This is a genomic window from Variovorax sp. 05L425, from assembly GCF_056397705.1.
Window position 1 is genome coordinate 20,575 of sequence record NZ_JBFTNY010000017.1, and the last position, 11,892, is coordinate 32,466.

An 11,892-nucleotide genomic window follows, 5' to 3' on the forward strand; every position below is an offset into this window, starting at 1 on the left:
CCGCAGAAAGAAAAAAGCCCGGCACCTTGCAGTGCCGGGCCTTGCCTTGAGAGCGACTGAGAGACTCAGGGCTTGCTGGCCGTAGGGAACGGCCAAGCTGCCTGAGGGTTCAGCGTCGTCTGCGCGGCAGCAGGCGCAGGGGCAGGCGCTACGGCAGCCTTGGCGGGCGCCTTGGCCTTCTTCGCAGCAGGCTTCTTCGCTGCTTTCTTGGCGGCAGGCTTCTTGGCTGCAGCCTTTTTCGCAGGCGCCTTCTTGGCAGGCGCCTTCTTCGCAGCGGCCTTCTTCGCCGGGGCCTTCTTGGCTGCTGCCTTCTTCGCAGGAGCCTTCTTCGCCGGGGCCTTCTTCGCTACGACCTTCTTCGCCGGAGCCTTCTTGGCTGCTACCTTTTTGGCAGGAGCCTTCTTCGCCGGAGCCTTCTTCGCTACGACCTTCTTCGCCGGGGCCTTCTTGGCCACGACCTTCTTGGCTGCGACCTTCTTAGCCGGAGCCTTCTTCGCAGCGGCCTTCTTGGCCGGCGCTTTCTTTGCAGTTGCCATTTCTATTTCTCCTTGATCAAGTTGAAAAAATCAACCTTTTGAAGCACTCCACGCATGTTGGTCAGCGTGAAGCGATTCATGGCGTTGGAGCAGGCCCCAGCACCATGAACACCTGCGCCCTCACCGATGCCGCACTCTCCGGTGCGATTCGTTGGTGAGAGCAATTCTTGAATTCACTTTGTTTTTATCGAAAAAATTCAATCCCAGGACAGGGCGCCACCCGACTGATACTCGATCACACGGGTTTCGAAGAAATTGCGCTCCTTCTTCAGGTCAATCATTTCGCTCATCCAGGGGAACGGGTTTTCTTCGTTCGGGAAGAGCGTTTCGAGGCCGATCTGCTGCGCGCGCCGATTGGCGATGTAGCGCAGGTAGCCCTTGAACATGGAGGCGTTCATGCCGAGCACGCCACGTGGCATGGTGTCCTCGGCGTACTTGTATTCGAGCTCGACGGCCTTCATGAAGAGGGCCTTGATCTCTGCCTTGAACTCGGCGGTCCAGAGGTGCGGATTCTCGAGCTTGAGCTGGTTGATCAGGTCGATGCCGAAATTGCAGTGCATCGACTCGTCGCGGAGGATGTACTGGTACTGCTCGGCGGCACCGGTCATCTTGTTCTGGCGGCCCAGCGCGAGGATCTGCGTGAAGCCGACGTAGAAGAAGAGCCCTTCCATCAGGCAGGCGAAGACGATCAGCGACTTGAGCAGGGTCTGGTCGTTCTGGTGTGTGCCGGTGTGGAAGTTCGGGTCGCTGATGGCGTCGATGAACGGGATCAGGAACTGGTCCTTCTCGCGGATCGACGGCACTTCGTTGTAGGCGTTGAAGATCTCGCTCTCGTCCAGGCCGAGCGATTCGACGATGTATTGGTAGGCGTGCGTGTGGATCGCCTCTTCGAAGGCCTGGCGCAGCAGGAACTGGCGGCACTCGGGCGCCGTGATGTGGCGGTAGGTGCCGAGCACGATGTTGTTGGCGGCCAGCGAGTCGGCGGTCACGAAGAAGCCGAGGTTGCGCTTGACGATGCGGCGCTCGTCTTCGGTCAGGCCGTTGGGATCTTTCCAGAGCGCGATGTCGCGCGTCATGTTCACTTCCTGCGGCATCCAGTGGTTGGCGCAGGTGGCGAGGTATTTTTCCCAGGCCCACTTGTACTTGAACGGCACCAGCTGGTTGACGTCGGTCTGGCCGTTGATGATCCGCTTGTCGGCGGCGTTGACGCGACGCGTGACCGGTGTGGCCGCGGCGGTCGACGTCGCTGCCCGTGCAGGATGCACCGGAGCGCCGTCATCGAGCGTGCGCACGGCAGCGGCGGGCGACGAAAGCGAAGCAGGAGAAATTTGGGAAGCAATTTGCGAAGTCGGAAACTCCGACGAGCGGCCGACTTGCGCGCCGCTGTTCGATGTGTGCCGCAATCCTTGTTGCAGATCCTTTGGCAAGGAGGGCTTGACTTCTTCGTCCCAGGTCAACATAGAAAAATCCAATGCTCAAATTATGTGAGCAACGATGTGAGTTGCAAAGTGCTCCTTCACATCGCGCTCCAATTATGTTGTCGTTATGTTGTTCGCATGCATCGCAAATTGTCAGGCGATGCCGCGAACGACCTCCACTTCATGCCGACATCATTGGCATGCTTCGCACGTCGGATCATCGACACCGCAGAACGCGATGTCGGTTGCGGGGATCGCATTCAACTGCGCTTGTGCTGCGAGCGCAGCAGCTTCGAGCGCGCTCATGCCCGACGACGAGTCGCCGTTGCCCGATGACACCGCGTTGAGCCGGCCCGATTGAACGGTGGACTTCTCGGCGTGCGTCGCGCTCTGCGTGCGCAGGTAGTAGGTGGTCTTGAGACCACGCAGCCATGCGAGCTTGTAGGTGTCGTCGAGCTTCTTGCCCGATGCGCCGGCCATGTAGATGTTGAGAGACTGCGCCTGGTCGATCCACTTCTGGCGACGCGCGGCGGCTTCGACGAGCCACGTGGTCTCGATCTCGAACGCGGTGGCGTAGAGCGCCTTGACGTCCTGCGGCACGCGGTCGATGGGACGCAGCGAACCGTCGAAATGCTTGAGGTCCATCACCATCACGTCGTCCCACAGGCCCAGGCGCTTGAGGTCGCGCACTAGGTAGTGGTTGATCACGGTGAACTCGCCGGAGAGGTTGGACTTGACCGAGAGGTTGCCGAAGCAGGGCTCGATCGAGGCATCCACGCCGATGATGTTGGAGATGGTCGCGGTCGGTGCGATGGCGACGCAGTTCGAATTGCGCATGCCGTCGGCCTTGATCTTCAGGCGCAGCGCGTCCCAGTCGAGGGTGGACGAGCGGTCCACTTCGACGTAGCCGCCGCGCGCCTTCTCGAGCAGGTCGAGCGTGTCAGGTGGCAGCACGCCCTTCTCCCACAGCGAGCCCTTGTAGCTCGAATACTTGCCGCGCTCGCGGGCCAGGTCGGTCGAGGCCCAGTAGGCGTGGTAGCAGATCGCTTCCATCGATTCGTCGGCGAACTGCACGGCTTCCTGCGAGGCGTAGGGGATGCGCAGTTCGTACAGCGCGTCCTGGAAGCCCATCAGGCCGAGGCCGACCGGACGATGGCGCAAGTTCGAGTCGCGCGCCTTCTTGACTGCGTAGTAGTTGATGTCGATCACGTTGTCGAGCATGCGCATCGCGGTCGAGATGGTGCGCTTGAGCTTCTCCTGGTCGACCTTGCCGTCCTTCAGGTGCTGCAGCAGGTTGACCGAGCCGAGGTTGCAGACGGCGGTTTCGGTGTCGCTGGTGTTCAGCGTGATTTCGGTGCAGAGGTTCGACGAGTGAACCACGCCGGCGTGCTGCTGGGGCGAGCGCACGTTGCAGGCGTCCTTGAACGTGATCCACGGATGCCCGGTTTCGAACAGCATCGTGAGCATCTTGCGCCAGAGGTCGGTTGCGGCAATGGTGCGGCTCGGCTTGAGCTCGCCGCGCGAGGCCTTTTCTTCGTAGGCGACGTAGGCGGCCTCGAAGTCGGCGCCGAACTTGTCATGCAGGTCGGGCACGTTGGAAGGCGAGAAAAGCGTCCAGTTGCCCTTTTCCATCACGCGGCGCATGAACAGGTCGGGAATCCAGTTCGCCGTGTTCATGTCGTGCGTGCGGCGGCGGTCGTCGCCGGTGTTCTTGCGCAGTTCGAGGAATTCCTCGATGTCGAGGTGCCAGCTTTCCAGGTAGGTGCAGACGGCGCCCTTGCGCTTGCCGCCCTGGTTGACCGCGACCGCCGTGTCGTTCACCACCTTGAGGAAGGGCACGACGCCTTGCGATTCGCCGTTGGTGCCCTTGATGTGGCTGCCGAGGGCGCGCACGCGCGTCCAGTCGTTGCCCAGGCCGCCTGCGAACTTGGAGAGCAGCGCGTTTTCCTTGATCGACTCGTAGATGCCGTCGAGGTCGTCGGGCACGGTCGTGAGATAGCAGCTGGACAGCTGCGAGCGCAGCGTGCCGCTGTTGAACAGCGTCGGCGTGCTCGACATGAAGTCGAAGGAGGACAGCACTTCGTAGAACTCGATCGCGCGGGCTTCGCGGTCGATCTCGTTCAGCGCAAGGCCCATCGAGACGCGCATGAAGAAGGCTTGCGGAAGCTCGATGCGCGTCTTGCGCACGTGCAGGAAGTAGCGGTCGTAGAGCGTCTGCAGGCCGAGGTAGTCGAACTGCATGTCGCGCTCGGGCTTGAGCGCGGCGCCCAGGCGGGCCAGGTCGTACTGCAGCAGCTTCTCGTCCAGCAGTTCGTTGTCGACGCCCTTCTTGATGAATTGGGGGAAGTAGTCGGCGTAGGCCTGGGCCCGTTCCGCAGCCGGCACTTCGCGGCCGATCACTTCCTTGAAGATCGTGTGCAGCAGCAGGCGGGCGGTGGCGAAGGTGTAGTCGGGATCTTTTTCGATCAGCGTGCGGGCGGCGAGGATCGAGGCCTTGTAGACCTCGTCGAGCGGAACGCCGTCGTAGAGGTTGCGCATCGTCTCGGCGACGATCGGAGCGGCGGTGATGCTGTCGCCCAGGCCGATGCAGGCCGACTCGATGAGGTCCTTGAGCTCGTTGAGGTCGAGCGCGACTCTTTCGCCGCGGTCGAGCACGTGCAGTGCGGGCGTCGCGACGGGTGCGTCCTGCTCCCCTTGCTTCGTGCGTTCCTGGGAGCGGCGTTCGCGGTAGAGCACATAGGCGCGGGCGATCTCATGGTGGCCGCCGCGCATCAGGCCGAGTTCGACCTGGTCCTGCACGTCCTCGATGTGGAAGGTGCCGCCGCCCGGACGCGAACGCACCATGGCGCGCACGACGGCCTGGGTCAGCGTATCGACGGTCTCGCGCACGCTGGCGGAAGCCGCGCCCTGGGTGCCGTGCACGGCCAGGAAGGCCTTCATCATCGCGATCGCGATCTTGTTCGGCTCGAAAGGCACGACCGCGCCGTTGCGGCGAATGATCTGGTAGTGCGCGAGGGCGTTGCCAGCGGGCGAGCCGGCGACGTCTCGGTTTTGCGGCGTCGAGGGTACGGCGCGAGGGGTGGAAGGGGTGTTCAGTGCAGTTTGCATGCGATCCTCGTTTGGCAATTCTTGTTGGGCTGCGGTGTCGTTGTGGCCGCTGTTTCCGGCTGTAAGCGCCGGGCAGAGCACACTATATCTAGTGGCAAGGGGGGCTACAAGCCACTAGATATAGTGTTTTCCACAAATCGCAACGATTGTGAAACGTGTCTGTGGCCGGTCGGGCGGCAGCGAAGCCGCATCATTGCTGAAACGAGGTGGCGCAGGCCGCTATTCATGCGCTTTCCGGGCGCAAATCGGCTGGAAATGCGCATGGATACTGCGCTGCCGACTCTGGCGTGGCAAAGCGCGCGTATCGCCTCGCGGCGCATCGCCTGTGACTTCGCGATTGAAAAAAACTTCAGGGCTCGAGAGTGTTGGGCGGAAACATCGTCAGATCCCAGCCGAGCTGTTCGCGCAGCTGGCGCCAGTCGAATCCGGGGCCCGGATCTTCCTTGCGGCCGGGCGCGATGTGTTCATGGCCCGCGATGAACGAGATCGCATGGCGCTGCGCGATCGCCGGACAAAGGCTGGCCAGGGTCTCGTACTGCGCATGCTCGAAGGTGTCGCCTTCCAGCCCTTCGAGTTCGATGCCGATCGAGTCGTCATTGCAGTTCGAACGGCCGCGCCATGACGAAGCGCCGGCATGCCATGCGCGATCGTCGCAGCTCACGAACTGCCACAGCTCTCCATTGCGCCGCACATAGAAGTGGGCGGAGACTTCGAGACCACGGATGCCGGAAAAATAGGGATGTGCGTCCCAGTCGAGGCTGTTCGTGAAGAGTTGCTGGACCTCGTCACCGCCGTAGCGGCCGGGCGGCAAGCTGATCGAATGCAGCACGATCAGGTCGATCTGCGCGTCCGTGGGCCGCGGCCCGAAATTGGGGGAACGCAATCGCCGGGCGAAGCGATACCAGCCGGATTGCCAGAGCCCTGTGTCGGCTTCACTCATCGCCGCCGAGGCCGTTGGCATCGTCGCCGTGGGGCGTCGAGATGCCCAGGCGCGCGATCCGGTAACGAATCTGCCGCAGGCTCAGTCCAAGGCGCGCGGCGGCGGCTGTTCGGTTGAAGCCGGTTTCCTGCAGCGCGCGGACGAGGATCTGCCGCTCCTGCTCATCCAGATAGCTTTGCAGGTCGCGAGGCACTGCGGGAGCGGGGCGGGCGTGGGCGCCCGTTTCTGCGGCGGATGCCGGCTCGGGCTGTTGCACCGGTCCAGCAGGCAACGGCTCGTTGGGGATTGCCGTTCCGCCGCCCATGAGATCGAGATGGAGCACATCGCCGTCGCTGAGGGCCACCGCGCGGTGCAGGAGGTTTTCGAGCTCGCGGACGTTGCCATGAAGCGGGTGTTCGGCGAGCCGCTGCAGCACATCGGCGGAAAGCGTCGGCACCGGCATGCCGGCATCGCGGGCGATGCGCGCGAGCAGGGCGTTGCACAGCGCGGGCAGGTCGCCGCGGCGGTCGCGCAGCGCGGGGACCGCGATCTCGATCACGTTCAGGCGGTAGAAGAGATCCTGCCGGAACCGGCTGGCCTGCACTTCGGCATGCAGGTCCTTGTGGGTCGCGCTCACGATGCGGACATCGACGGCGTCTTCCTGCGTCGAGCCGATGGGCCGGACGCTGCGCTCCTGGATAGCGCGCAGCAGCTTCGACTGCATGGCCAGCGGGAGGTCGCCGATCTCGTCGAGGAACAAGGTGCCGCCGCGTGCCGCCTGGAAGTAGCCGTCGCGGTCTTGCGAAGAGCCGGTGTATGAACCCTTGCGCGCGCCGAAGAACTCGGCTTCGAGAAGATTTTCGGGAATCGCACCGCAGTTGACGGCGACGAAAGGTCCGTCGCTGCGCTGACTGCATGCATGCACGGCGCGCGCGACGAGCTCCTTGCCGGTGCCGGACTCGCCGCGCACGAGCACCGGTGCCATGCCGCGCGCCACCTTGGCGATGCGCGCCTTGACGAGACGCATGGGTTCGGAGTCGCCCACCAGACGTCGGAGTGCCGCGACGCCGCTGTCCCCGATGGCGATGGTGGTCGCCATCGTTGTGCCGTCATCCACAGGCCGCAGTGCCTTGACCGGCGCCGGCTGCGAAGGCGCCTGCACCGCCGACGCCACCACCGAGCGGAATTGCTTCAGGTCGACCGGCTTGGTGAGGTAATCGAAGGCGCCGGCCTTGAGAGCCTCCACCGCGTTCTCCGCCGATCCATAGGCCGTCATCACGACACAACGCTCGCTGCGCTGATCTTGCTGGATGCGCTGAAGGATCTCCATGCCGAGGCCGTCGGGCAGGCGCATGTCAGTGATCACTGCATCGAAGCGGCCGGCATCGAGGTGCTGCCAGGCCTCCGACACGCTGCCGGCGGCCTCGACGCGGTAGCCCTCGCGCAACAAGGTGAGTTCATACAGCGTGCGCAGGTCGGGCTCGTCGTCGACGACCAGGATCTGGGCAGGCTGCGACGCGGAGGTGTTGGGGGTGCTCACGCCGCTATTGTGTCAGTCGGCTTTCGGCCGAGGCAAATGCCACGAAGAACTCGTTGCCCTCGGGGCCCGCCGCGGACAGGGCGCGGCGCTCGTAGCCGATGGTCGCGCCGTGCTGTTCGCACAATTCGCGGCACAGGAACAGGCCGAGTCCGCTTGAGCGGCTCTCGGAGGAGAAGAAGGGCTCGAACAGGTGCCGCTGCACGGCGGGTTCGAGGGGTGCGCCGTCGCTCCAGACCTGCAGGCTCGCGCGGCCCGTGGCGTTGCGCCGGGTGCTGACCTGGATGGAGCCCTCGCGGTCCCCCGCATAGCGGGCGGCGTTGTCCAGCAGGTTCACGAGGATGCGGCGCAGATGCTCGGCGTCGAAGCGTACGTCGGTGCCCGCTTCGAGCGAAAGCAAGACGCCTTGCTGCTGCGCGTGCTGAACCCATTCTTCCGCAAGCGCGCGAACCGTCGGGTCCAGGGACACCTGTTCGCCGAGCGGCAGCACGCGCTGCTGACGAGCCCGCGCCACGTCCAGTACGTCATCCACGATGCGTGACAGACGCTGAGCGTTCTGCTGGACCATCGTGGTCAACTGCCGATGCCCAGGGTCGACCAGATCCTCGCTGAGCAGCGCGCTGGCCTGGGTGATGGCGGCGAGCGGGTTGCGGATTTCGTGCGCGACGGCGGCAGACATGCGACCCATGGCCGCCAGCTTTTCGGTGCGGATGCGGGCTTCGAGCTCGCGCAGGTCCTGAAGGAACATCACGCAGAGGCTCTCGGCGTGGCTGTCGTGGGATTGCGTCAGGCGCGTGCGCACGCGGACCTCGCGCGGTGCGCCGTGGGCCTGTGCGACGGGAACCTCCTTGGCCTGTGGCGCGCGACGCGAGAAGGTCTGGCGCGCAAGACCGGCAAGAGGCACCCAGGCCGGATAGGCGCCGAGTGCGAAGGGCTGCGGAATCTCGGCGAGGCCGTGGCCGAGGATCGCGTCGGCCGCGGGATTGACCGCGTGCACCTGGCCCTCCGCGTCGATCACGAGGACGCCCTCGCTGAGGGTTTCGATCACGAGGTCGTTGACCATCGCATGCATCTGCGCGGCGCTGCGACTGCGTTGCGCCATCGCTTCTTCGCGCGTCAGCCGGCGAGCCAGTTCGTGCGCGATCAGGGCCACCACGAACAGGCCGGTGCCCGTCAGCGCGGCCTGGACGAAACGGGGCGAGGTGTCTGCCGGCTGCTCCAGCCAGTACCACGCTGCATGGCCAAGCAGCAGCAGCGTGGCCGCTGCGGTGGTGCCGAGGCCGACGGTCCCAGTGCCGAGCACCGCCCCCATCAGCACCGGGAGAGCGAACAGCGGCGTGTAATTGACGCCCCCCACCTGCAGCACCTGCAGCGCCGTGAATGTGACGAGGTCGATGCCGATCGTCGACAGCCAGGCGCCTCCGAATCTGCGGATCGGCTGGAAGGGTGCATACCGTGCTGCCAACAGCACGGCGATCAGATAGACGACCGAGAGGGCGATCGCCGGTCCCTGCACGGGTTGCTTGAGAACCATGGTCACGCCCGGCAAGAGCAGGAGCACGGCCGCGACAAAGCATCGCGCCGCCATGAATCCACGCCAAAGCCGCAGCAGCGCCGAGCTCTCGGTGTTGAATTTCTCGAGCGAACTCCAATCCGTAGCCGGCTCGCCCCGCGACCACAGGAAGGCAGTCATCCTTGGCTTTCTGCGGCTTTTCGGTGCGCTGCGCTGCAATAGATGCCATCGGGGCCGTTGATGGCGTCGGCGGCGGGCAGGTGCAACCCGCAGTAGGCGCAACGGACCATGGCCTTCGGTGCGCCGACGGCGGGAGGCGGTGGCGGCGGCCGCGAGCGCATCTGCATTTCTTCCTGACGACCTCGGCGCCAGAACCAGATGGCCACGACGATCACGGCGAGGACGAGCAGGTACTTCATGAGGGCGTGCGCGAGAGGACGACCTCGAGGACGAAGCGCGATCCCACGTAGGCGAGCAACAGCAACGCGGAGCCCGCATAGAGCACGCGCCGCGCCGTGCGCCCGCGCCAGCCGAAGCGTGCGCGTCCTATCAAGAGAACCGCAAAGGTGATCCACGCGAGGATCGAGAACACCGTCTTGTGATCCCATTTCCAGCCGCGGACGGTCGCGCCATAGAGCGTTTCACTGAAGAAGATGCCCGCCAGCAGCGTGGCCGACAACAGCACGAAGCCCGCCGCCACGAAGCGGAAGGTCAGGCGCTCCATCGTGAGCAGAGGTACGCCGCTCTGTGTTTCGGCCGCGAGCCGGATCTGCTTTTCGGCGCGCGTCATGAGCCACGCATGAACCACGGCGGCGCCGAACAATCCGTAGGAAGCAATGCCCAGCGCGAGATGCAGCGGCAACCATGGCGATGCCGAGACGTGCAGCGGCGTCCCCGGAAATAGCACGGCGAGCAGAACCGCCGCCGCGCCCAGCACCGCGAGCGCGCGCCGGACCTGGAGTTGCGGGTACATGCGGCTCTCGATGCCGTACACGGTGAGTACAAGCCAGGCGGTCACGGAAATCGCCGGTGCAAATCCGAAGTGCGGGGTGCCGCCCCCGAGACCACAGCCCAGCGCAAACGCGTGCAGCAGCCAGGCCAATGCGAGCATCCATTGCGTGGACGATCGACTGAGCCAGGAAGACGCTGCGGCGGTAACGCCATAGGCGGCGGCGGTGGCGATGCCCAGCGCCACGCCGAGCGGGGAGGGGATCGCTAAAATCATCGACTGAGTTTACTGGCTCGCCCCCAGGTTGCCCGCACTTCGTGTCGGGCGCCCACCCCCTGCCGGGGGCAACACCAGCGGCCCGGCGGAGCCGGTTCCGCGGTGTTTCGCGAAATGGGGCTAGGCTTCGCGCTGGTTACTGGCTTCTGGTTCTCACGACTTCCATCGTTCGCTTCCGCGACAACAAGGTACCTCTTCATGGCCACCGCCCTCACTGAAAAATTCTCCCGGCTCGTCAAGACGATGAGCGGGCAGGCTCGCATCACCGAAGCCAACGTGCAGGACATGTTGCGCGAAGTGCGGATGGCCCTGCTCGAAGCCGACGTCGCATTGCCGGTGGTCCGCGATTTCGTCGGTCGCGTCAAGGAAAAGGCGCTCGGCCAGGAAGTGTTGGGTTCGCTGAAGCCCGGTCAGGCACTGGTGGGTATCGTCAACCGCGAACTCGCCGCGACGATGGGCGAAGGCGTGGCGGACATCAACCTCGTTGCACAGCCGCCAGCCGTGATCCTCATGGCCGGCCTGCAAGGCGCCGGCAAGACCACCACCACTGCGAAGCTTGCCAAGCACCTGATCGAGAAGCGCAAGAAGAAGGTACTGACCGTCTCGGGCGACGTCTATCGTCCGGCTGCCATCGAGCAACTCAAGACAGTGACCAAGCAGGCCGGCGCGGAATGGTTCCCCAGCACGCCGGACCAGAAGCCGCTCGACATCGCGCGCGCTGCGCTGGATCACGCCAAGCGCCACTTCTTCGACGTGCTGCTGGTCGACACGGCAGGCCGACTCGCGATCGACGAAGTCCTGATGCAGGAAATCAAGGAATTGCATGCGGCGCTGAATCCGATCGAAACGCTGTTCGTGGTCGACGCGATGCAGGGTCAGGACGCGATCAACACCGCCAAGGCCTTCAAGGACGCGCTGCCGCTGACCGGCATCATTCTGACCAAGACCGATGGCGATTCGCGCGGCGGTGCGGCGCTGTCGGTGCGGCAGGTCACCGGTGTGCCGATCAAGTTTGCCGGCGTCAGCGAAAAGATCGACGGCCTGGAGGTGTTCGATGCCGAACGCCACGCCGGCCGCATCCTGGGCATGGGCGACATCGTCGCGCTGGTCGAGCAGGTCACGGCCGGTGTCGACGTCGCGGCGGCGCAGAAGCTGGCGGCGAAGGTCAAGAGCGGTGCGGGCTTCGATCTCAACGACTTCCTCGGCCAGCTGCAGCAGATGAAACAGATGGGTGGGCTGTCCAGCATCATGGACAAGCTGCCTGCGCAGATGGCCGCCAAGGCCACCGAGGCCGACATGACCCGCGCCGAGCGCGATATCCGGCGCAAGGAAGGCATCATCAACAGCATGACGCCGCTGGAGCGCCGCAAGCCTGAACTTCTCAAGGCCACCCGCAAGCGGCGCATTGCTGCCGGTGCCGGCGTGCAGGTTCAGGAAGTGAACCGCCTGCTCAACGAGTTCGAGCAGATGCAGGGGATGATGAAGAAGATGAAGGGCGGCGGCCTGATGAAGATGATGAAGCGCATGGGCGGCATGAAGGGAATGCCCGGTATGGGGGGCGGTGGCGGCATGCCGAGGTTCTGATTCCCTGCCGCGGGCGATACCAGCGGCCCGCTGAGCCGGTTCCGAGGTATTC

The 11,892-nt window shown here is 64.5% G+C and carries 9 protein-coding genes; 1 reads left to right on the forward strand and 8 read right to left on the reverse strand.

Annotated elements, in window-relative coordinates:
• Positions 1–65: 65 nt before the first annotated feature.
• The 8 genes from AC1DN9_RS19655 to AC1DN9_RS19690 all read right to left on the reverse strand — a co-directional run bounded on the left by AC1DN9_RS19655 (position 66) and on the right by AC1DN9_RS19690 (position 10,256).
• On the reverse strand, positions 66–536 hold the full coding sequence (locus tag AC1DN9_RS19655; RefSeq protein ID WP_478103070.1) for a histone H1-like DNA-binding protein: 471 nt from the start codon (positions 534–536) through the stop codon (positions 66–68).
• 197 nt (positions 537–733) lie between these two features.
• Positions 734–1,996, reverse strand: coding sequence for a ribonucleotide-diphosphate reductase subunit beta (locus tag AC1DN9_RS19660; protein WP_478103072.1), 1,263 nt, complete (start codon positions 1,994–1,996; stop codon positions 734–736).
• Between the two features lie 150 nt (positions 1,997–2,146).
• Complete coding sequence (locus tag AC1DN9_RS19665; protein WP_478103073.1) at positions 2,147–5,062, reverse strand: ribonucleoside-diphosphate reductase subunit alpha; 2,916 nt, start codon at positions 5,060–5,062, stop codon at positions 2,147–2,149.
• Between the two features lie 349 nt (positions 5,063–5,411).
• On the reverse strand, positions 5,412–6,023 hold the full coding sequence (gene ampD, locus AC1DN9_RS19670) for a 1,6-anhydro-N-acetylmuramyl-L-alanine amidase AmpD (RefSeq protein ID WP_478103074.1): 612 nt from the start codon (positions 6,021–6,023) through the stop codon (positions 5,412–5,414).
• Entirely contained in the window at positions 5,995–7,521 is a 1,527-nt protein-coding gene (locus AC1DN9_RS19675) for a sigma-54-dependent transcriptional regulator (RefSeq protein ID WP_478103076.1), read from the reverse strand. The genes ampD and AC1DN9_RS19675 overlap by 29 nt, the downstream gene beginning before the upstream one ends.
• A 4-nt stretch (positions 7,522–7,525) precedes the next feature.
• A complete protein-coding gene (locus tag AC1DN9_RS19680; protein WP_478103077.1) occupies positions 7,526–9,211 on the reverse strand; it encodes a two-component system sensor histidine kinase NtrB in 1,686 nt (561 codons plus the stop codon).
• Positions 9,208–9,450: a PP0621 family protein gene (locus tag AC1DN9_RS19685; protein ID WP_478103078.1), complete on the reverse strand. Its 243-nt coding sequence runs from the start codon at positions 9,448–9,450 to the stop codon at positions 9,208–9,210. The genes AC1DN9_RS19680 and AC1DN9_RS19685 overlap by 4 nt, the downstream gene beginning before the upstream one ends.
• On the reverse strand, positions 9,447–10,256 hold the full coding sequence (locus AC1DN9_RS19690) for a cytochrome C assembly family protein (RefSeq protein WP_478103080.1): 810 nt from the start codon (positions 10,254–10,256) through the stop codon (positions 9,447–9,449). The genes AC1DN9_RS19685 and AC1DN9_RS19690 overlap by 4 nt, the downstream gene beginning before the upstream one ends.
• 198 nt (positions 10,257–10,454) lie before the next feature.
• Here AC1DN9_RS19690 and ffh point away from each other — a divergent pair, with 198 nt between their 5' ends.
• The gene (ffh, locus tag AC1DN9_RS19695) at positions 10,455–11,840 is read left to right on the forward strand and encodes a signal recognition particle protein (protein ID WP_478103081.1); all 1,386 of its coding nucleotides are present in this window, start codon (positions 10,455–10,457) and stop codon (positions 11,838–11,840) included.
• Positions 11,841–11,892 lie beyond the last annotated feature (52 nt).

Bases quoted from the DNA above. Each gene is read 5' to 3' on its own strand.
- AC1DN9_RS19655 (WP_478103070.1), bottom strand. From the start codon at position 536: ATGGCAACTGCAAAGAAAGCGCCGGCCAAGAAGGCCGCTGCGAAGAAG.
- AC1DN9_RS19660 (WP_478103072.1), bottom strand. From the start codon at position 1,996: ATGTTGACCTGGGACGAAGAAGTCAAGCCCTCCTTGCCAAAGGATCTG.
- AC1DN9_RS19665 (WP_478103073.1), bottom strand. From the start codon at position 5,062: ATGCAAACTGCACTGAACACCCCTTCCACCCCTCGCGCCGTACCCTCG.
- ampD (WP_478103074.1), bottom strand. From the start codon at position 6,023: ATGCCAACGGCCTCGGCGGCGATGAGTGAAGCCGACACAGGGCTCTGG.
- AC1DN9_RS19680 (WP_478103077.1), bottom strand. From the start codon at position 9,211: ATGACTGCCTTCCTGTGGTCGCGGGGCGAGCCGGCTACGGATTGGAGT.
- AC1DN9_RS19685 (WP_478103078.1), bottom strand. From the start codon at position 9,450: ATGAAGTACCTGCTCGTCCTCGCCGTGATCGTCGTGGCCATCTGGTTC.
- AC1DN9_RS19690 (WP_478103080.1), bottom strand. From the start codon at position 10,256: ATGATTTTAGCGATCCCCTCCCCGCTCGGCGTGGCGCTGGGCATCGCC.
- ffh (WP_478103081.1), top strand. From the start codon at position 10,455: ATGGCCACCGCCCTCACTGAAAAATTCTCCCGGCTCGTCAAGACGATG.